General features: G+C 46.1%; 21 protein-coding genes. All 21 read left to right on the top strand.

Going from position 1 to position 19,555, the window contains the following annotated elements; all coding sequences use genetic code 11:
- Window positions 1-104 precede the first annotated feature (104 nt).
- The 21 genes from KOD92_RS01900 (at window position 105) to KOD92_RS01800 (ending at window position 19,498) form a co-directional block, all read left to right on the top strand.
- Window positions 105-1,634 carry an HAL/PAL/TAL family ammonia-lyase gene (locus tag KOD92_RS01900; protein ID WP_215231828.1) on the top strand — a complete coding sequence of 510 codons (1,530 nt, stop codon included), beginning with the start codon at window positions 105-107 and terminating at the stop codon, window positions 1,632-1,634.
- Window positions 1,631-2,362, top strand: coding sequence for a 3-oxoacyl-ACP reductase FabG (gene fabG / locus KOD92_RS01895; protein ID WP_215231827.1), 732 nt, complete (start codon window positions 1,631-1,633; stop codon window positions 2,360-2,362). The genes KOD92_RS01900 and fabG overlap by 4 nt, the downstream gene beginning before the upstream one ends.
- 3 nt (window positions 2,363-2,365) lie before the next feature.
- On the top strand, window positions 2,366-3,583 hold the full coding sequence (locus KOD92_RS01890; RefSeq protein ID WP_215231826.1) for a beta-ketoacyl-[acyl-carrier-protein] synthase family protein: 1,218 nt from the start codon (window positions 2,366-2,368) through the stop codon (window positions 3,581-3,583).
- 184 nt (window positions 3,584-3,767) lie between these two features.
- Window positions 3,768-4,034 (top strand): acyl carrier protein, encoded by a 267-nt coding sequence (locus KOD92_RS01885; RefSeq protein ID WP_215231825.1) that lies wholly within the window; start codon window positions 3,768-3,770, stop codon window positions 4,032-4,034.
- Window positions 4,035-4,901: an LpxL/LpxP family acyltransferase gene (locus tag KOD92_RS01880; protein WP_215231824.1), complete on the top strand. Its 867-nt coding sequence runs from the start codon at window positions 4,035-4,037 to the stop codon at window positions 4,899-4,901. It begins immediately after the preceding gene.
- Entirely contained in the window at window positions 4,901-5,320 is a 420-nt protein-coding gene (locus tag KOD92_RS01875) for a hypothetical protein (protein ID WP_215231823.1), read from the top strand. Before KOD92_RS01880 ends, KOD92_RS01875 begins: the two co-directional genes overlap by 1 nt.
- Before the next feature lie 19 nt (window positions 5,321-5,339).
- The gene (locus KOD92_RS01870) at window positions 5,340-5,753 is read left to right on the top strand and encodes an acyl-CoA thioesterase (protein WP_215231822.1); all 414 of its coding nucleotides are present in this window, start codon (window positions 5,340-5,342) and stop codon (window positions 5,751-5,753) included.
- Window positions 5,729-6,865: a beta-ketoacyl-[acyl-carrier-protein] synthase family protein gene (locus KOD92_RS01865; RefSeq protein ID WP_229254480.1), complete on the top strand. Its 1,137-nt coding sequence runs from the start codon at window positions 5,729-5,731 to the stop codon at window positions 6,863-6,865. Before KOD92_RS01870 ends, KOD92_RS01865 begins: the two co-directional genes overlap by 25 nt.
- Window positions 6,862-7,488, top strand: a complete 627-nt coding sequence (locus KOD92_RS01860) for a beta-ketoacyl-[acyl-carrier-protein] synthase family protein (RefSeq protein WP_215231821.1) — start codon at window positions 6,862-6,864, stop codon at window positions 7,486-7,488. The genes KOD92_RS01865 and KOD92_RS01860 overlap by 4 nt, the downstream gene beginning before the upstream one ends.
- Before the next feature lie 13 nt (window positions 7,489-7,501).
- Window positions 7,502-7,771: a phosphopantetheine-binding protein gene (locus KOD92_RS01855; RefSeq protein WP_255567380.1), complete on the top strand. Its 270-nt coding sequence runs from the start codon at window positions 7,502-7,504 to the stop codon at window positions 7,769-7,771.
- A 7-nt stretch (window positions 7,772-7,778) separates the two neighbouring features.
- Window positions 7,779-8,963 carry a beta-ketoacyl-[acyl-carrier-protein] synthase family protein gene (locus tag KOD92_RS01850; RefSeq protein WP_215231819.1) on the top strand — a complete coding sequence of 395 codons (1,185 nt, stop codon included), beginning with the start codon at window positions 7,779-7,781 and terminating at the stop codon, window positions 8,961-8,963.
- Window positions 8,920-9,939, top strand: a complete 1,020-nt coding sequence (locus tag KOD92_RS01845; RefSeq protein WP_229254479.1) for a beta-ketoacyl synthase chain length factor — start codon at window positions 8,920-8,922, stop codon at window positions 9,937-9,939. The genes KOD92_RS01850 and KOD92_RS01845 overlap by 44 nt, the downstream gene beginning before the upstream one ends.
- Window positions 9,929-10,696, top strand: a complete 768-nt coding sequence (locus tag KOD92_RS01840) for a polysaccharide deacetylase family protein (RefSeq protein WP_215231817.1) — start codon at window positions 9,929-9,931, stop codon at window positions 10,694-10,696. The genes KOD92_RS01845 and KOD92_RS01840 overlap by 11 nt, the downstream gene beginning before the upstream one ends.
- On the top strand, window positions 10,686-11,312 hold the full coding sequence (locus KOD92_RS01835) for a LolA family protein (RefSeq protein WP_215231816.1): 627 nt from the start codon (window positions 10,686-10,688) through the stop codon (window positions 11,310-11,312). The genes KOD92_RS01840 and KOD92_RS01835 overlap by 11 nt, the downstream gene beginning before the upstream one ends.
- A gap of 17 nt (window positions 11,313-11,329) precedes the next feature.
- Window positions 11,330-11,689 (top strand): 3-hydroxyacyl-ACP dehydratase, encoded by a 360-nt coding sequence (locus KOD92_RS01830; RefSeq protein ID WP_215231815.1) that lies wholly within the window; start codon window positions 11,330-11,332, stop codon window positions 11,687-11,689.
- A gap of 61 nt (window positions 11,690-11,750) precedes the next feature.
- Window positions 11,751-12,923: a DUF2062 domain-containing protein gene (locus tag KOD92_RS01825; RefSeq protein ID WP_215231814.1), complete on the top strand. Its 1,173-nt coding sequence runs from the start codon at window positions 11,751-11,753 to the stop codon at window positions 12,921-12,923.
- Between the two features lie 190 nt (window positions 12,924-13,113).
- The gene (locus KOD92_RS01820; protein ID WP_215231813.1) at window positions 13,114-15,345 is read left to right on the top strand and encodes a sodium-translocating pyrophosphatase; all 2,232 of its coding nucleotides are present in this window, start codon (window positions 13,114-13,116) and stop codon (window positions 15,343-15,345) included.
- A gap of 105 nt (window positions 15,346-15,450) precedes the next feature.
- Window positions 15,451-15,747 (top strand): nucleotidyltransferase family protein, encoded by a 297-nt coding sequence (locus KOD92_RS01815; RefSeq protein WP_215231812.1) that lies wholly within the window; start codon window positions 15,451-15,453, stop codon window positions 15,745-15,747.
- Between the two features lie 96 nt (window positions 15,748-15,843).
- Complete coding sequence (locus KOD92_RS01810) at window positions 15,844-16,149, top strand: hypothetical protein (RefSeq protein WP_215231811.1); 306 nt, start codon at window positions 15,844-15,846, stop codon at window positions 16,147-16,149.
- A gap of 217 nt (window positions 16,150-16,366) precedes the next feature.
- On the top strand, window positions 16,367-17,599 hold the full coding sequence (locus KOD92_RS01805; protein WP_215231810.1) for a multidrug effflux MFS transporter: 1,233 nt from the start codon (window positions 16,367-16,369) through the stop codon (window positions 17,597-17,599).
- 120 nt (window positions 17,600-17,719) lie between these two features.
- Window positions 17,720-19,498 (top strand): DUF885 domain-containing protein, encoded by a 1,779-nt coding sequence (locus KOD92_RS01800; protein WP_215231809.1) that lies wholly within the window; start codon window positions 17,720-17,722, stop codon window positions 19,496-19,498.
- Window positions 19,499-19,555: the final 57 nt, after the last annotated feature.

Raw genomic sequence — 19,555 nt, 5'->3', positions numbered from 1 at the left:
CAAATCCGGCAACTCCCTGGCAGGCCGGAGGCGGTGATCCTGCGGTTTGTCAAAGCGGCAAAAAAAGATTTATTTTACACAACATTCAATTACTCCATCTTTAAATGAATCGTATTTCATTAGCTCAGATCGAGCAATATGCTTTTGAAAAAAAGGAATTTATTTTAGCCGACGACGCCCTCAACCAAGTATCGAAATCTTTTGCTTTTTTAACCAATTTCTCCAAAGATAAAATTATATACGGGATCAATACGGGCTTTGGCCCGATGGCCCAGTACCGCATTGAGACCGACAAGCTCAGTGCCCTTCAATATAACCTGATCCGCAGCCATTCCAGCGGGGTAGGTAAGCCGCTTTCCGAAATATACGCGCGCAGCGTCATGGTTGCGCGGCTGAATTCGTTTTTGCAGGCCAATTCCGGTGTAAGTACGGCTGTAATCAAGCAGTTGGTTGCCTTTTTAAACAATGATATCGTTCCTGAGATTTTCGAGCATGGCAGTGTGGGAGCGAGTGGTGATTTGGTGCAATTGTCGCATTTGGGACTTAACCTGATCGGCGAAGGCTTTGTGTATGAGGATGGTGTGCGAAAAAAAACGGAAGAGGTTTTAGCTCAGAAAAACATTGCGCCGCTGAAAATGGAACTCCGCGACGGGCTTGGCCTGATTAACGGAACTTCCTGCATGACGGGAATGGCGGCTATCAATATTATATATGCAAAGCGCTTGCTGCAATGGGCCGTAGCGGCTTCGTCGATGCTGAACGAAGTGATCGAGGCTTTTGACGATTCGTTTTCCAAAGAACTCAATGCGGTTAAACATCATAAAGGCCAGCAGCTGATCGCGCAGCAAATGCGTGATTTTGTGGCAGGAAGCCAAATGATCCGCAGCCGCGAGGAGTTGTTCAAGGACGATACCGCGATGCAGCGCAAGGAATTTGAACGGAAAATACAGGAATACTATTCGATCCGGTGCGTGCCGCAAATACTGGGGCCAATACTGGATACGATCCAATATGCGGAGGAAGTGGTTGAGAATGAGCTGAATTCAACAAACGATAACCCTATCGTAAAACCGGAGGACGATAACGTTTTTCATGGTGGTAATTTTCATGGTGATTATATTTCGCTGGAAATGGATAAGGTGAAAATCGTGCTGACGAAGCTTTCGATGCTCATGGAAAGGCAGCTTAACTTCTTGATGAATAGTAAGTTAAATGGTAAATTTCCGCCGTTCCTGAATGCGGGTACCTGGGGACTGAATTTCGGATTTCAGGGTATTCAATTTACGGCAACTTCTACAACCGCTGAAAACCAGGCGCTTTCTACTTCGGTATATGTGCACAGTATTCCCAATAACAATGATAATCAGGATATTGTGAGTATGGGTACCAATAGCGCGGTGATCGCCAAGCAGGTTTTGGAAAACTCTTTTCAGGTGATGTCGATACATATTATGGCGATCTGCCAGGCTATTGACCTATTGGAACCAGAAGAAAAAGAGCGGCTATCTCCGAATGCAAAATCGATTTATACGCAAATCCGTCAGAAAGCACATTTTGTAAAAGAAGATCTGCCGCAATCGGAAAGTATTGCAGCAGTTTTAGAATATATTAAAGAAACCCCCTTTCAATTATGAGCTGTGCTTTGGTAACAGGCGCGTCCCGTGGACTAGGCAGAGCTATTGCAGTTCAGCTTTCAAAAGATCACGGACTGCATATTCTGGTTAATTACGCTTCAAATGAGGCAGCTGCGAAAGAAACGCTGGCTGAAATCGAATCGGCGGGCGGGAGCGGGGAGTTGCTGCAATTCAATGTGCAGACCAAATCGGAAGTGGACGAAGCCCTGAACAGCTGGAAGGAAAAGAACGAAGAAAAATCGATCAGCGTTTTGGTCAACAATGCAGGTATTACCCGCGACGGGCTGTTTATGTGGATGCCGGAGAAGGATTGGGACGACGTTTTGAATATATCTGCAAAAGGACTTTTCAACGTAACCCAGAACGCGATCCAGCAAATGCTGCGCAAAAGATCGGGGCGGATCGTGAATATCGCTTCGGTATCAGGAATGAAAGGGGTAGCGGGCCAAACGAACTATTCGGCGGCGAAAGGCGCGATCATTTCGGCTACAAAAGCATTGGCCCAGGAAGTCGCAAAACGCAAAATTACTGTTAATGCAGTAGCGCCCGGTTTCATCACCAGCGATATGACGAAAGATCTGAATGAGGCGGAATTGAAACAAATGATCCCGATGAATCGTTTTGGGAATCCGCAGGAAGTGGCGCATTTGGTGAGCTTCCTGGTTTCTGAAAAAGCCGGCTACATTACCGGTGAGGTTATCAATATTAACGGTGGGATTTATTCATAAATAATGGGTCAAAGAGTTGTCATAACGGGAATCGGAATTTACTCTTGCCTGGGTGCAAACCTGGAAGAGGTTACGAAATCCCTGTATGCAGGAAAAAGCGGAATTGTATTTGACCAGATAAGAAAGGATTTTGGCTTCCGCTCGGCATTGACGGGCATGGTCCCGGAGCCCGATTTAAAAAGTTTCCTGTCCCGCCGCCAGCGCGTGGGAATGCACCAGCCGGCTATTTACGCTTACATGGCGACCAAAGAAGCCCTTGAATACGCCGGACTTGATATTGATTTTTTGGAAAAAACAGAAACCGGTATTATTTACGGAAATGACAGTACCGCCGCTTCGGTAGTGGAGGCTATTGATAAAGCAAAGGAAAAACACGATACGATGCTGATCGGCAGCGGCGCGATTTTTCAGAATATGAATAGCACCGTGAATATGAACCTGTCGACGATATTCAAGTTGAAAGGGATCAATTTCACACTGAGTGCCGCCTGCGCCTCGGGTTCGCATTCGATTGGAATGGGTTACCTGATGATCAGTCAGGGATTGCAGGACCGCGTGATCTGCGGAGGCGCGCAGGAGATCAATGCTGCTTCAATGGCCGCTTTCGACGGGCTGGGCACTTTTTCTGTTCGCGAATCCGAGCCAGCCCGAGCTTCCCGGCCTTTTGACCGCGACCGCGACGGGCTGATACCCAGCGGGGGTGCAGCGACGGTAATCCTGGAATCTTACGAAACCGCCATGGAACGCGGCGCGCCGATCCTGGGCGAACTGATCGGGTACGGGTTTTCCTCCAACGGCGACCATATCTCAAATCCAAGTATCGACGGCCAGAAACGCTCGCTGCAAATGGCATTGAAGCAGGCCGGCATTGCCAGGGAAGAAGTCGACTATATTAATGCGCACGCTACCTCGACGCCCGTTGGGGACGGAAGCGAAGCCCGCGCGATCTTTGATGTTTTCGGGGAAAAAGTGCCTGTAAGTTCGACCAAATCCATGACCGGGCACGAATGCTGGATGGCCGGCGCGAGCGAGATCGTGTATTCGCTGCTGATGATGCAAAACAGTTTTATAGCACCCAATATCAACTTTGAAAATCCGGACGAAGACTCGGCGCGGATCAATATTATTTCCGAAACGAAGGAGCAAAAGATCGACTGTTTCCTATCCAACTCCTTCGGTTTTGGCGGTACGAACTCAACGCTTATCATCAAAAAAGTGTAGGATTTTCGCATTTCAATACTTCGTAACCGGCGAATTGTTGTACCCGTATTTTCGTATTTTTGTTCTCCTCCAGAGGTCATATGATGATAGTTAACCGAATGTTAGTTGTTTTGTGAACTTGCCGGTGCTTTTAAAATCTGGGAATATTTTTAACTATCAGTGAGAATAAACTAATTTTACAGCTATGTATGCTAACGATGTAAAAATGAGTTGGGAAGAAGTGATCGAAGGGACCAGGGACTTTTTATCAACGGAGTTTGAAGTGGACAGAAGCGAGATTCGTCCTGAGAACAGTTTGAAGGATACCCTCGATCTGGACAGTCTCGATTACGTGGATCTTGTGGTGTTGATAGAAGAAAACCTTGGAATCAAGCTCTCAGGTGAAGATTTTAGAGAGATTGTTACCTTCGGAGATTTTTATCAGTTAGTCCGTAAGAAACTTGCACTTTAAATGAGCCGTTGGGACGGTAAGACCAAGGGATCTTTAACAGGGTACAAGATATTTCTCTTTTTCATTAATACCCTGGGACTGAACTTTGCCTATTACCTGCTGCGAATAGTCACTTTTTATTACTATCTGTTCGCCTCCAAGCCCAGGAACGCGCTGCTCGATTTTTATCAGAATACCCTTCACATTCAGCGGGCCGGCGCGAAAAAGCTGGTTCGGAAAAATTTCTATATTTTCGGACAAACGCTTGTCGACCGCGCTGCTTTTCTGCTGGGCAGGAATGAACAATTCACCCACACTTTCGAAAATGAGCAGTACCTGATCGATATCCGTGATCAGGGCAAAGGCGGGATACTGCTGAGCGCACACCTGGGAAACTGGGAAACTGCCGGAAACCTGCTCAAAGGCCGCATTACCCCAACAATCAACATAGTAATGCTGGACGCCGAAGTGGAGAGCATTAAGCAATATATGGATCTGTCGACCGGCGGTTCCCGGTTTAAAGTAATTGCGATCAAGAATGATCTCTCGCATATTATTTCCATTCGCAACGCATTGATCAATAACGAATTCGTTGCTATTCATTCAGACCGTTACCTGGAAGGTGCCAGATACATTGAGCTTGATTTTTTGGAAAAAAAAGCAAAATTTCCACACGGTCCGTTTGTGATTGCGTCGAAATTTGATGCGCCGGTGACCTTTGTATTTGCGGCTAAAAATGGCAAATACAGTTATCACCTCAGCGCAACTTTGCCCATAACCTCTAAAATGAAGCCAGAAGAAATTGCCCGATTGTACGTCACTCAGCTGGAAAAAAAGGTGAAGGAATATCCCGAGCAGTGGTTTAACTACTATAATTTTTTCAATTAATGCTGATTACAAGGGAATCGATCACCGACTACATTCCGCACCGTGCGCCGTTTATTATGGTTGATAGCCTGATCAGCGTAACTGAGGCGAGATTTGAAACAGAGTTTCGCATTGAAGCTGATAATTTGCTCGTCGCAAATGGCTATTTCCAGGAAACGGGATTGATCGAAAATATCGCGCAAACTTGTGCAGCTTCATTCGGTTATCTGGCGAAAGAGCAGGCTGGGGAAGCAAAGATCGGGTTCATCGGGGCGATCGGGAAGCTGGAAGTTTTTGAGCTTCCGCCCGTCGGGGCAACCGTGCAAACGATCGTAATCCCGCTGCACCAGCTGGGAAATATTTACCTTGTGAAAGGTGAAAGTTTCCTGGAAGGACGTATATTGCTGGGTTGTGAAATGAAGATTGTAGTGACGGAATGACCCCAAACAAACGATAATAATGATTGCTTCGGAAATCGAAATTGATATAAGATTTAGTGAAACCGACGCCATGGGCGTAGTTTGGCATGGGAACTACCTCAAATTTTTTGAAGACGGACGCGAGGCTTTTGGTAAAACTTTCGGACTCGAATACCTTAAAATTTTTGACCACGGATATTTTACCCCAATCGTCAAATCGGAAATTGACCACAAGGCGCCGGTCTATTACGGGCAGGCAATCAAAGTGATCACCAGATATGTGCCCACCAAGTCTGCGAAGATCCAGTTTGAATATGAAGTAGTTAATCAGACAACCGGCGAAGTATGTGCGATCGGTAAAACCATGCAGGTTTTTTTAGATAAAGAAACGCGCACGCTTGAATTGATCACGCCCGATTTTTACCGGGAATGGAAAAAAAGGAATCAGGTATAGTCCTGTTTCCAAAAACCAGCGAATTAAAAATGAGTTATATAGGTGCCGAGGTAATTATCAGTCCGCTCGGCGACACTGCGGAGGAAAACTGGAATGCCCTGGCCCAAAACCGGTCGGGTATTTCGTTTGTTGAGGGAGCAGGATATACAGGTGAGGGAATGTATCTGGCAAAGATGCTCGCGCTGAACACGACCAGGCGGTTTAAAAACCTGCTCATTCAGGCACTTACTAAGGTTTCGGAGCTCATCGATTCTCAAATTATCACCTCAACCCGCACGATCGTTATCATCAGTTCCACCAAAGGTGCGCTTGATACTGATATTAAAGATCAGTTCGCGGGACCTGCTGCGGCTCTTTCCCGACATTTTAAGTTAGCCAATCAACCGATCACGGTTTCCAATGCCTGCATTTCGGGCGTGCTGGCGATCAATACGGCGGGAAAGTTGGTTGAGGCCGGCATTTATGAACATGCAATCGTGATCGGATGTGACGTCATTTCGGATTTTGTAGTGAATGGTTTCCAGTCCCTTTTTGCTGTAAGCGACAAACCTTGTGCTCCTTTTGACAATGCAAGAAACGGGATTACGCTGGGGGAAGGTTGTGGAGCCGTGGTTTTATCAACTTCAAAAGACATTTTTAAAGAAACCCCGTTTCAGTTGCTGGCAGGCGCAAGTGCCAATGATGCCAACCACATTTCCGGCCCGTCGAGGACAGGAGAAGGGTTGTTCAGAAGTGTAATTAAAACGCTGACCAGTAATAAGATAGACACAGCTGAAATAGACTTTATCTGTGCGCATGGAACTGCGACGATCTATAATGATGAAATGGAATCGATTGCATTCGATAGGCTGAGTATGAGCAATATTCCTCTCAGTAGTCTGAAAGGCTATTTCGGTCACACCTTAGGCGCTGCCGGACTGATCGAAACAGCCACTTCCATCCAAATGATGCGCAATAGTGAGCTGGTCAAAAGTCTGGGTTATAGCGAGAAAGGAACTTCCAAGCCGTTAAATATCATTACTGTAAATGAAAAACGGCGTTTATCGGCTGTATTAAAAACCGCCTCGGGATTTGGTGGAGGAAATGCATCCTTGTTAATCAGGAGTATATGAATTTTGTAACGGGATATTGCCGGTTAAACGAGGATTTCTGTGCTGTGAATGGAGAAGTAATTTCCCGTCGGGATGTAGATTCAGAAGATTCCTGGTTCAAGCAGATCTATAAGGAACAGGAATTTGTTTACCCCAAATTTTATAAAATGGACTTGCTTTCGCAGGCAGGTTTTCTGGGCGCTGAACTGATTAAGCGGGCGAATCTGCGCGTTGCTGGTAGCTATCCGGACGATGAAATTGCAATGATTTTTGCAAACAGTTCGTCGAGCACCGATACGGATATGCGCTTTTTGCGGTCGTATGAGGGTAATTCGTCTCCCAGTCCGTCACTTTTCGTTTACACGCTGCCTAATATCGTTTTAGGAGAAATCGCGATCTTGAACAAATGGTACGGAGAGAATATGTTTGCCATTTTGCCTAATTTTGAGCCCGGTTTTTATATCAATTACTTGAATATCACAAAATCAGGCGGGTCGAAAGCTGCGCTTTGTGGCTGGCTCGAAATTCTGGAAGGGAAAGTCGACGTGTTCTTATTTTTTGTTGAAGAAAATGAAGAAACTGGCACGCCGCTGAATGCGGAAAATCTGGCCAGCCTATTTAACCACAAACCATCGATAAACTAAAAAGCATAACAACATCACATCGACAATGGACACGTTAAAAGAAGACCTTAAAAAGCAGATCATAGAGCAGTTAAACCTCGAAGACATTACCCCAGCGGACATTTCCGACGATAATCTATTGTTCAACGAAGAGGGTCTTAACCTGGATTCGATCGACGCGCTGGAACTGATCGTGTTGCTCGAAAAATACCACGGCATTCAGGTTACAAACCCTGACGAAGGCAAAGTAGCTTTCAGATCTATCAATTCCATGGCCGAATACATCCGTAAAAGGAAAAGCTGATCTTCCAATGAGTGTACGCATTACCAGTATTGGTGTCGTTTCGGCTATTGGATTTTCAGTGGCAGAAAACCTGCAATCACTGCGGGAAGGGAAATCAGGTATCGGGGAAATAACTTATCTGGAAGATTCGCGACCTTTTTTGGTGGGCGAGGTGAAAGCTTCCAATGCGGACCTGAAAGGAAAATTGGGTCTTGATTCTTCACATATTTCCCGTACCTCACTCCTGGGGCTTCACGCCGCAAGGGAAGCGTGGGGCGAGAATAAGTTAAATAGCGAGCTACGAACCGGCATTATTTCCGCTACTTCGGTGGGCGGAATGGATAGGAGTGAGGTTTTTTACAAAGATTATCTTACCCAAAATAATCCGGATTATACGCTGCTGAAAACGCACGATAGTGGCTCCACAACGGAGCGGATCGCTGTGGAAATGGGCATTTCGGATTATGTAAATACGTTATCAACTGCTTGTTCCTCAGGTGCTAATGCGATTATGCTGGGCGCAAGACTGATCCTGCAAAATAAGCTGGACAGGGTGCTCGTAGGCGGCTCGGATGCACTCGCGCGGTTCACAATTGATGGTTTCAGGTCGCTGATGATCTATGACGATCAATGGTGCCGGCCATTTGATGAAACGCGAAGCGGCCTGAATCTGGGCGAAGGAGCTGCTTTTTTACTTTTAGAGGGAGAGAAAAGCATTGCGTTTTCGGGAAATAAAACGATTTGTTACCTCAGTGGCTGGGCGAATGCTGCTGACGCGTATCACCAAACTGCTTCGTCGCCGGAAGGAGTCGGTGCTACACTGGCAATCGGAAATGCATTAAAAAAATCCGGAATTGAGCCGGAAGCGATCAGCTATGTGAATGCGCACGGTACCGGCACAAAAAATAACGATCTGTCTGAATCCGTGGCGCTGAAAAATGTGTTTGGCGAAAACATTCCTTTGTTCAGTTCTACAAAAGCATTCACCGGGCACACGCTGGCCGCGGCTGGCGCGATAGAGGCAGTTTTCTCGGTGCTGGCGATTCAAAATGGTCTGGTTTACCCTAATCTGAATTTTAAAAATCCCATTGAAGAAACTTGCTTGACACCCGTTACAAGCCTGCAAACCGATATTCCGATCCACGCCGTACTCTCGAATTCATTTGGTTTTGGCGGTAATAATTCTTCCCTGGTATTCGCAGATCACGCGTGATATGGAAAAAAATACCTATTATATAACCGCCGCCTCGACGATCTCACATCAGGATACTTTCGGTAAAACCGGATTTTCGGATTCCATGAGCCCGGTGGTGCCTCCCGCATTGATTACCCCTGATTACAAAGCATTTATAGACGCTGGTCTGTTGCGTCGAATGAGCAAGATCCTGCGAATGGCGGTGGCTTGTGCCAAAGATTGCCTCGCTCAGACCGGTCTGGACCAGCCGGATGCGATCATTACCGGAACTGGTTTGGGCTGTTTGCAGGATACCGACAAATTTCTCAATACCTCCCTTACCGTAGAGGGACTTTTGCCGCCGACTGCATTTATCCAGTCTACACATAATACAATGGCGGGGCAGATTTCGCTGAGCCTTGGCAACCACGGTTACAACATGACCCACACGCAGAACACACTCTCTTTCGAGCACGCGATGGTGGATGCCTTATTGCTACTGGACGAAGGAGAGGAGCATATTCTGGTAGGTGCTGCCGACGAGCATATTGAAATCCTTTCCGAGATTACGTCGCATTTAGGCTATGCACCAGGTTTTCCGCTGACTTCGGGAGCTTCTTTTTTTACTATTTCGAAAGAAAAAGGGGAGGGTACTGTTGCTCGCATTGCGGATTGTGAACCGGTAGCATTTGCGAAGGATCCGGTAAAGAAATTAACGCGATTTTTAAATAATAACTCGCTGGAAATAAACGACCTAAGTAAGATTATCTACGCTGTTCCCGGCAATGCAAACGAAGGTGAATACGAGAGCATTTGGCGAAAAGCGGGTTTAGATCCTGAAAAGTGTATTAATTATTTGTCGTTATGCGGCGTTTATCCTACGGCATCAGCATTCGCATTGAATTATGCGGTTGATCTGATCAGTCAGGACAGATCGCTCAAAAATATCCTTATCTTCAATGCGCTCAGAAAAGAAAATCTGGGCCTAACCTTGGTACAAAGCGTTGAAGCATAATCTGGTTACATTCATTTCTATCACCGTTTTTGCATTAAGCGGGATCATTTTCTGGGACACCGGCCTGGCCTGGATCGTTTGGATTATTATAGTGCTCCTATACCTCGCCGCTACTGCCTACGGTTCTTTCCACATTCAGTCCAACTACTTTTTCAAATCGGTTAACAAAGGAAAGAGAAAGGCGATTTCACTTACTTTCGACGACGGCCCCGATCCTGACACAACTCCGAAGATCCTGGCAGTTTTAAGGGAAAAGAAAATTCAAGCCGCATTCTTTGTAATTGGGAAAAAGGCTGCTAAGTATCCGGAGCTTTTAAAACAGATTGAAGATGAGGGACATACAATAGGAAATCACACATTCAGTCACAGTTACTTCTTGGGATTTTTCTCAAAAAGCAGATTAAAAGCAGATATTAGTCACTGTACTGAAATCATATCTTCTACAATTAATAAAACCCCGCTCTTTTTCCGGCCGCCATTTGGGGTTACAAATCCCGTTTATGCTTCGGTTTTAAAAGAACTCGGGCTTCATTCAATTGGCTGGTCTGTCAGGAGCCTGGATACCCGGGCGGATAATAAGTATCAGATTATCAATAGGGTTATGTCCAAATTAAAATCGCGGGACATCGTTTTACTGCACGATAATTTGAAAATCACCGCCGATTCACTGGAAGATGTGATCGAGCATTGTCTGCAAAAAGGGATCAAGATCGTCCCGCTCTCCCAACTGATTGAAAAAGCACCCTATGATCAATAAAAGCATTTTAAGTTTGCTGCTCGTATTTTCTTGCCTGAATTTAAATGCTCAGAGTTTTAAGCCAGCGGCGGACCAGGCAAAACTCCTGGCAGAACTAAAAAAAACGTCGCAGGCTACCACTTCCATACAGGCTGCATTTACCGAAGAAAAGCACCTGGCTGTGTTGAAAGAGCCTGAGCGATCGTCGGGGGTATTCTATTTCAAACAAAATAAAATGCGCTGGGAACAAAAAAATCCGGTCAAATATGTGATTATGATCAATGGCGACAAGCTGCGGATCGAGGAAGGTGGGAAAGAGAAAAACGTAGGGCAGGCGAGCAGAATGGCGGCTCAGATCAAGGAGTTGATGATCGGGCTCGTGAATGGAGATTTTCAGCAGAACAAAGCTTTTTCAATCGCAGCGCTGGCCAGCGACGACCAGTATATGATCGTTCTGACGCCGGTGAACAGGAGATTGAAGAACATCTATTCCAAAATCACAATGGTATTCCCGAAAAGTACCCTCAGGTTAAAAGAACTTACTTTTTTCGACAAAGGAGGCGACCGGAATTTACTGAAATTCCATAGCGAAAAATTCAATTCGCAAATAAATGATAGCCTCTTCGAGATTTTGTAAGTATACCCTTCAAAGCAATGTCGCAGGAAATTTACAACATTGAACATACCGGATTTGTCGACGGCCAGCTTGTTTCCGAGGTATCGGTGAACGCAGCGCATTCGATTTTTGAAGGTCATTTTCCAGGTTCACCCGTTACGCCCGGCGTGATACAAATGCAAATGGTCAGGGATATTCTGGCGCAGCATCTGGGTCGGCCGTTGAGACTTAAAGCGCTCAGAACTTGTAAGTTCCTGGAAATTCTCGACCCTGCCGCCAATCCGTCGGTAACGATCAATATAAAGTACAAGGCGGAAGAATTGGTAGAAGTATCTGCAACCGGACAATGGGGAAGTACGGTTTTTTTTAAAATGCAGGCAACTTACGTTTACGAATAAGGCTCTTTTTAATTACTCAGCGGACATTTTAAATCGATTTCTATTAGTCCCGTATTACAAAATGACGCTTTCGGATATTCAGTGCTGCATTATCATTCCCACCTACAATAATGAGAATACTGTACGCCGGGTTATCGACTCGGTTATGCCCTATGCGGCGGGGGTTACCTTCTTTGTTGTCAACGATGGTTCCACCGACAGTACCTTGCACATTTTGGCTTCTTATGGTGTGAAGCTCAGGGTTTTAAACAGCTTTCCTAATCGCGGCAAAGGCTATTCGCTGCGACTTGGTTTCAAGGAAGCGATCAAGCTCGGTTACAAATATGCGCTTACACTTGACTCTGATGGTCAGCACCTTGCGAGTGATATCCCGGTGTTTATAGAAGGAGCCCTGCAACATCCGGGCGCGCTGCTGATGGGATCGCGGAATATGGAGCAGGAGGGAGTGCCGGGCAAGAGCTCTTTCGGTAATAAATTTTCCAATTTCTGGTTCAAATTCGAGACCGGCATTACACTGCCGGATACCCAAACCGGCTTTCGGTTATATCCTTTGGAGCCGCTGAAAACCATCAAACTCTTTACGACCAAATTCGAGACCGAAATTGAAGTAATCGTCAAAATGGCCTGGCGTCAGGTCCCGATCATACCGGTTAATATCAACGTTATTTACGATAAAAATGAGCGCGTAACGCATTTCAGGCCGTTTCGCGACTTTACAAGGATCAGCATTCTCAATACCTGGCTGGTGATCCTGACCCTCCTTTATTATCTCCCCAAAAGAGTGATCGAGGAAGTGCGGAGAAAAGGTTTATGGAAATTAATTAAGGCGGAAGCCATTAAATCCGACGAATCCAACTTCAATAAAGCGCGCTCAATCGGGTTCGGATTCTTCATGGGAATCGTGCCGATCTGGGGGTTTCAGTTGCTGGTGGGCATACCGCTTTCGATTTATTTCAAGATGAACAAAGTGCTTTTTCTGGCCGCGGCGAATATCAGTATTCCGCCGATGATCCCGCTGATCATATTCCTGAGCTACAAATTCGGCGGTTTGTTTTATCAGAATGGGGTTCAGATTAACGATCTGAAAAACCTTTCCCTCGAATCTATTCACCTCAATTTTGTCCAGTATTTTCTGGGAGGAACCTTATTGGCTGCTGCAGCTGGAGTAGTGACGTTCCTCATAAGCCTCTTGGTCCTAAAAATTGCGCGGCCAAAAAGTACAAAGGAGTTGTAAGCTAGTCAGTTAACAGTGACAACTCGTCTGGCGCAGTAGATTTCAATGCTTTCCGTCCTCAAAATATTCCCCAAATTTTTATAAAATCTATACGAATTAACCAAAAATAAGCCTTTTGCGATTTTGTTATGAGGTCTCATTCTCTATATTTACGGAATTATAAACCTTACAACCAAACATTGTATATCGCATGAGTATCATTACCTATTTAGTGCCAGTGTTCGGTCTAATCGGCCTGCTGGTGATGTTCTTCAAAAGAGGCTGGGTTGTCCGCCAGGATGCAGGAAATCCTGAAATGAAAGAAATAGCGGATGCAATTGCAGATGGTGCCCTTGCCTTCCTGAAAGCCGAATGGCGTGTACTCATAATTTTCGGAATAATCGTCTCTATTTTATTAGGCTACTCCGGTACCCTCGTTGAAAATTCCAGTCCTTTTATCGGTCTGTCATTTATTATCGGCGCGTTCGTGTCTGCATTTGCCGGATATATCGGGATGAATATCGCTACAAAGTCAAATGTCCGGACCACACAGGCGGCACGTACGAGTCTGACCAAGGCGCTGGAAGTTTCCTTCACAGGCGGCTCGGTCATGGGGATTGGCGTGGCTAGTTTGGCTGTAATAGGTCTGGGCGGACTTTTCATCATTCTCTATTATTTTTTTGTAGGAGATTCTACGGACGTGAATGGTCTGGCGATGGAGAAAGTGCTCGAAGTACTGGCGGGTTTCTCGCTGGGTGCAGAGTCAATCGCCCTTTTTGCAAGGGTAGGAGGAGGAATTTATACAAAGGCTGCTGACGTAGGTGCTGACTTGGTAGGTAAAGTCGAAGCCGGTATTCCGGAAGATGATCCGCGTAACCCGGCAACAATTGCTGATAATGTGGGAGATAACGTGGGTGACGTGGCGGGTATGGGCGCCGATTTGTTCGGTTCTTATGTGGCTACGATCCTCGCTACGATGGTATTGGGTCGGGAAATTATTGCAGAAGGTGCCGACAATTTTGGCGGGATTGCACCGATTTTGCTTCCGATGGTGATTGCTGGAATGGGGCTTATTGCGTCAATTATTGGAATGCTGCTGGTGCGCGTGAGTAATGATAACGGCGATGTGCAAGGAGCGTTAAACCGCGGAAACTGGGGTTCTATTATTATTGTGTTGATTGTCAGCTATCCACTGACAATCTGGATGTTACCAGAAGGTAACCTGACAATAAGAGGAGTTGACTTTACTTCAATGGACGTTTACTGGGCGATTCTGCTGGGGTCTATTGTAGGCGCGATTATGTCGACAGTTACGGAGTATTACACCGCAATGGGAAAACGTCCGGTTCAGTCGATCGTGAATCAATCTTCGACCGGTCACGCGACGAATATCATCGGCGGACTTTCTGTCGGTATGGAATCGACGGTAATCCCGACGCTCGTATTGGCTGCTGGTATTTTTATCAGTTATGAATTTGCAGGTTTATACGGCGTAGCGATTGCCGCCGCTGGTATGATGGCGACTACCGCCATGCAGCTCGCGATCGACGCATTCGGCCCGATCGCTGATAATGCGGGTGGTATCGCAGAAATGGCACATTTGCCGGAAGAAGTGCGTGGCCGGACTGATATTCTCGATGCAGTTGGTAACACGACCGCAGCCACCGGAAAAGGTTTTGCGATTGCCTCTGCTGCATTGACCTCACTGGCTCTATTCGCTGCGTTCTGTGGTGTTGCGGGCATTAATTCCATTGATATTTACAAAGCAAATGTACTTGCCGGGCTATTTGTCGGCGCGATGATCCCGTTCATATTCTCGTCCCTGGCTATCGCCGCGGTGGGCCGCGCTGCCATGAAAATGGTAGAAGAAGTGCGCAGACAATTCCGCGAGATTCCCGGAATTATGGAAGGTACCGCCAAGCCTGAATACGATAAATGTGTCGCTATCTCGACTGAGGCTTCGATCCGCGAAATGGTAGCGCCTGGTTTGATCGCCCTGCTCGTGCCGGTTCTGGTTGGGTTTTTGTTTGGCCCTGAGGTACTTGGCGGAACTCTGGCTGGTGTTACGGTATCAGGTGTTTTAATGGGAATATTTCAAAACAATGCCGGGGGTGCCTGGGACAATGCAAAGAAATCTTTCGAAAAGGGAGCTGTAATCAATGGCGAAACCTTCTACAAAAAATCGGAGCCGCACAAAGCTGCTGTAACGGGGGACACCGTTGGCGATCCATTTAAAGATACATCGGGACCTTCTATGAATATTCTGATCAAGTTAATGTCGATCGTCTCACTAGTTATCGCCCCGCATATTGCAGTCGAACGTGCTGATATCCATAGTATGGATTCCAAAGTCAAAGTGCATGCAGTGTCACAATCCGAAGTAACTTCACCCGAATCAAATGCGGAGGTAGTAGCATTAAAGCTGCCTGCGAGTTCTAAATGATATTAAAAAGTTTAGCACTAAGCATATACCCGGTCGTAATTGGCTGGGTATTTTTGTTTGAAAGTTGTTGAGATTCTCTATTTTTAGACTCAAACAGTACCTATTATGCTTCAAAAACCAGATATCAGAAATATATTACAATCCAGCAAACCCCAATTAGAAAAATGGGGTGTGTCTGAGATCGGGTTGTTTGGGTCTGTTGTTAGAAATCAAAGTACAGTGAGCAGCGACATTGATATTCTCCTAGATTTTGAAAACGATAAGGAGACATATTTCAACTTTATTGAAACCTGTAATTTCCTAGAAGCTGTTTTTCAGGGATTTAAAGTGGATATTGTTTCCAAAAAAGGTCTTAGCCCATTTATCGGACCACATATTTTGAACGAGGTCGAGTATGTCTAAGGAGCTCTTTCAATTTTGCTGAGATTAAAGCTCACTAGTCAAGGAATGATTTTTGTTGAATAGCTCACAAGAACAATTCAACAAAACTCGAAAATCATGAAGAAGGCATTTGTTTTAGCTGCATTGATAGGACTTTCATCAGTAGCATACGCACAGGAGCAGACGAAAACGGAACAGGCCGTTGAAGAGACCAAGTCTGACGCAAGAAAGGCTAAGAAAGAACTAAAAAAAGATGCTAGAAAAGCTGGCGACAAAATCGAAGACGGAGCTGATAAAGTTGGCGACGGCGTAGAAAAAGGCGCTAAAAAAGCAAAACGCGGCACCGAAAAAGCTTACGACGCAACCAAGAAAGAAGCGAAAGAAGTTAGAGACGATGTGAAGAAAAAAGTTGACGACAAATAATGTAAGTTAATAGATACACACTTGGAATCCCGGTCATGAAAATGGCCGGGATTTATTTTTTTTAACCAGTTTCATAAACCTCAATATGCAACAGAATGTTGAAATAGGGGGAAGAATACCCGCAATGTTCATCATTTGCGAAAAGATTGTACTTATTAAAACACAGGAACTTAATCGCACTTTGGACCCGTTAATTGTACAATAGTATCACACAGTCATGACGAATAAACAGTACTTTTTTATCATTCTTATCCTGGGTTCGCTGGCAACCGTCAGCCCGTTCTCCATCGATATGTACCTGCCAGGTTTCCCCCGGATTGCCTCGGATCTTGCCACCACCATCGATCGTGTCCAGCTTTCATTGACCAGTTACTTGATCGGAATCTGTCTGGGACAAATACTTTACGGCCCACTTCTGGATCGTTTCGGACGTAAAAAGCCGCTTTACTTCGGTTTGGGTTTATATGTGATTGCCTCGCTCGGCTGTGCGCTCACTTCTTCGGTCGATGCGCTGATCGCGATGCGTTTTTTCCAGGCAATGGGCGGTTGTGTTGGTCTGGTGGCCTCACAGGCACTCGTTAGTGACCTTTTTGCGCCTCAAAAACGCGCTGAGGTATTTTCGCTGATCACGCTCGTTATAGCAGTTTCCCCAATGATCGCTCCTACAATAGGCGGTTATGTTACCTCCGCGATTGCCTGGCAGTGGATTTTTGTGATCCTGGCCGGTATTGTGGGCTTAATGATGCTTGCGATTTACTTTTTTCTCCCTACCGGAAGAGCAGCCGATCCGTCGGTGTCCCTGAAACCCAAAGCGGTTATGAATGGATTCGGGATCGTGTTGGGGCAGCCGCAGTTTTTGCTCTATACGCTGGCAGGAGGTTTGGCTACTGCCGCACCGTTTGCCTATATCGCGGGCTCTTCGGACGTTTTTATGAATATTTACAAAGTCTCGGAGCAGCAATATGGCTGGATCTTTGCATTCCTGGCGTTCGCGATGATCGGTTCGACGCAGCTGAATCATATTTTGCTGCGCAAATTCACGAGCGAGCAGATTATCAAAGTAACCCTGATTTGTCAAAGTGCAATCGGGCTGATCATGATCGTTGGGGTCTATAACAATATGTTCTCTTTGTTGGGATTGATCGGTATCATGTTCATTTTCCTTTGCGGCCAGGGACTCACCGGGCCTAACTCTTCTGCGTTATCACTGGCGCCATTTAACAAACATACCGGAAGTGCCTCTGCATTAATGGGCAGCTGGCGGATGGGCGCGGGAGCGATCATTTCTGCATTGGTAAGCTTATTCCATAACCAAACCGCCGTTCCGATGGTAGGTATGATGGCGTTTTGTTCGATCGCAGGTATGGTGATTATGTTTACCGGAAATGTGGTGGTAAGGCACCAATCGAGAAGGCACCAGGTCGAAGACGAGATTTCTGTTCTCCTTTAACGGATAGTCCGCGCGGTAATAGTCGGGCCTTGAAAAGCAGACCCGTATCACTTGTTTCATTCCCCAATCACAATTTCTTGCGCCAGTTTTACTTAATTTACATTGATCAAAATCGATGTTATGAAAAACCTGGTGTTACCGATACTGCTTTTATTGTGCGTTTTGACACAATCCTGCCAACAAAAGAAGGACAGTGAGTCGGAGGTGTTGCGCCCGATAAGTGAAGTTTTTGCTGCTTATCACAATGACAGAATGCAGCTCAATCCGCTCGAAGCGACGTTTAACGGCGACAATCGCTATAATGATAAAATGCCCGACGACCTGACTCAGGCCGGCAAATCTCGCGCAGGCGCATTTCATAAAAAATACCTCGACGAACTCTCCCGTTACGACCGCGACAGGCTGACCGAAGAAGAGAAAACAAGCTGGGATCTGCTGCAATGGGAATGCAATATGGGTCTGGAAGGGTTAAAATTCCCGAACGAGCTAATGCCGATCAACCAGATATTCTCGACGCATTTGCTGATCAGTCAAATGGCGAGCGGAAGCAGCGTGCAGCCTTTCAAAACAGTAAAAGATTATGAAAACTGGTTGAAAAGGGCGGACGGATTTGTAGTTTGGTGCGATACCGCGATGGTGAATATGCGGAAAGGTATCAAGGAAGGCTATGTTTTGCCGGCTTCTCTGATTAAAAAAGTGATTCCACAATTGGCCGATATGAATCACGGACCCGTGCAGGATCACCTGTTTTACACGCCGGTAAAAAACTTCCCGAAAGATTTTTCAGAAGCGGATAAAGCCCGCCTAGAAAAGGAATACAGCGAAATGGTGCAGTCAAAAATCATCCCGATTTTTGAAAAATTCCATGCATTCGTAGAGAAAGAATACTTGCCGGCCGGCAGAAAAACAGACGGTTTTGACGCCCTGCCACAAGGGAAAGCGATGTATGATTACTACATCAAGTATTTCACGACCACCGAAATGACCGCCGACGAGATCCATAACCTGGGGAGGAGCGAAGTGGAAAGGATTTCGAAGGAAATGGAGAAGGTAAAGGCTCAGGTTAATTTTAAGGGAGACCTGAAAGCATTCTTTGATGCGGTGCGCAAGAATAAGGAATTAATGCCTTACAAAAAACCGGAAGAGGTGATCGCGCATTTCAATAAGATCCACGAAAAGATCAAACCTAATCTGGTGAAATTATTCGAGCTGACCCCGAAAACACCTTTTGAGGTGCGGAGAACAGAAGCTTTCAGGGAATCTTCTGCCGCGGCCGAGTACAATCCGGGGCTGGCCGACGGTTCTCGGCCGGGTGTTTTTTATGTCCCGATTCCCGATGTAAAAACTTACAATAATGTGTCCGACGAAAGCCTTTTTCTGCACGAAGCGATTCCCGGCCACCATTATCAGATCTCATTACAGCAGGAAAATAAAGCATTGCCGGAATTTCGTAAAAACCTGTGGTATAGTGCTTACGGAGAAGGCTGGGCATTATATACCGAATCATTGGGCAAGGAACTGGGACTTTACACAAATCCCTATCAATACTTCGGCATGCTGAGCGCCGAAATGCACCGCGCGATTCGGCTGGTTGTAGATACGGGCCTGCATTCACAGGGCTGGACCAGAGAGAAAGCGATCCAGTATTCACTGGACCACGAAGCCGAGTCGGCCGAGAGTATTACTGCGGAGGTGGAGCGCTACATGGCGGGAGCGGGGCAGGCGCTTTCTTATAAGATCGGCCAGCTCAAAATCCGGGAACTTCGCTCGAAAGCGGAAAAAGAAATGGGCAGCAAGTTTGATATCAAAACCTTTCATAAGCTGGTTTTGGAATCGGGCTGTGTGCCTTTGAAGCTGTTGGAAGACAGAATCAACGAATGGATCGCCTCGGCGAAATAGCTATTAAAGTGCATTGGTGCTTGGTTTTGGGCGTATTTCATTTTTAGACAAGCATTT

The sequence above is a fragment of the Dyadobacter linearis genome (assembly GCF_907165045.1).
GTDB classification, from domain to species: Bacteria; Bacteroidota; Bacteroidia; order Cytophagales; family Spirosomataceae; genus Dyadobacter; species Dyadobacter linearis.
This window is presented reverse-complemented; position numbering and strand designations above follow the sequence as displayed.

Excerpts from the sequence above, each read along its gene's own strand:
- KOD92_RS01825 (WP_215231814.1), top strand. The coding sequence starts at position 11,751 with ATGACGCTTTCGGATATTCAGTGCTGCATTATCATTCCCACCTACAAT.
- KOD92_RS01815 (WP_215231812.1), top strand. The coding sequence starts at position 15,451 with ATGCTTCAAAAACCAGATATCAGAAATATATTACAATCCAGCAAACCC.
- KOD92_RS01800 (WP_215231809.1), top strand. The coding sequence starts at position 17,720 with ATGAAAAACCTGGTGTTACCGATACTGCTTTTATTGTGCGTTTTGACA.
- KOD92_RS01810 (WP_215231811.1), top strand. The coding sequence starts at position 15,844 with ATGAAGAAGGCATTTGTTTTAGCTGCATTGATAGGACTTTCATCAGTA.
- KOD92_RS01870 (WP_215231822.1), top strand. The coding sequence starts at position 5,340 with ATGATTGCTTCGGAAATCGAAATTGATATAAGATTTAGTGAAACCGAC.
- KOD92_RS01860 (WP_215231821.1), top strand. The coding sequence starts at position 6,862 with ATGAATTTTGTAACGGGATATTGCCGGTTAAACGAGGATTTCTGTGCT.
- fabG (WP_215231827.1), top strand. The coding sequence starts at position 1,631 with ATGAGCTGTGCTTTGGTAACAGGCGCGTCCCGTGGACTAGGCAGAGCT.
- KOD92_RS01900 (WP_215231828.1), top strand. The coding sequence starts at position 105 with ATGAATCGTATTTCATTAGCTCAGATCGAGCAATATGCTTTTGAAAAA.
- KOD92_RS01850 (WP_215231819.1), top strand. The coding sequence starts at position 7,779 with ATGAGTGTACGCATTACCAGTATTGGTGTCGTTTCGGCTATTGGATTT.
- KOD92_RS01865 (WP_229254480.1), top strand. The coding sequence starts at position 5,729 with ATGGAAAAAAAGGAATCAGGTATAGTCCTGTTTCCAAAAACCAGCGAA.
- KOD92_RS01835 (WP_215231816.1), top strand. The coding sequence starts at position 10,686 with ATGATCAATAAAAGCATTTTAAGTTTGCTGCTCGTATTTTCTTGCCTG.
- KOD92_RS01885 (WP_215231825.1), top strand. The coding sequence starts at position 3,768 with ATGTATGCTAACGATGTAAAAATGAGTTGGGAAGAAGTGATCGAAGGG.
- KOD92_RS01820 (WP_215231813.1), top strand. The coding sequence starts at position 13,114 with ATGAGTATCATTACCTATTTAGTGCCAGTGTTCGGTCTAATCGGCCTG.
- KOD92_RS01875 (WP_215231823.1), top strand. The coding sequence starts at position 4,901 with ATGCTGATTACAAGGGAATCGATCACCGACTACATTCCGCACCGTGCG.
- KOD92_RS01890 (WP_215231826.1), top strand. The coding sequence starts at position 2,366 with ATGGGTCAAAGAGTTGTCATAACGGGAATCGGAATTTACTCTTGCCTG.
- KOD92_RS01805 (WP_215231810.1), top strand. The coding sequence starts at position 16,367 with ATGACGAATAAACAGTACTTTTTTATCATTCTTATCCTGGGTTCGCTG.
- KOD92_RS01880 (WP_215231824.1), top strand. The coding sequence starts at position 4,035 with ATGAGCCGTTGGGACGGTAAGACCAAGGGATCTTTAACAGGGTACAAG.
- KOD92_RS01830 (WP_215231815.1), top strand. The coding sequence starts at position 11,330 with ATGTCGCAGGAAATTTACAACATTGAACATACCGGATTTGTCGACGGC.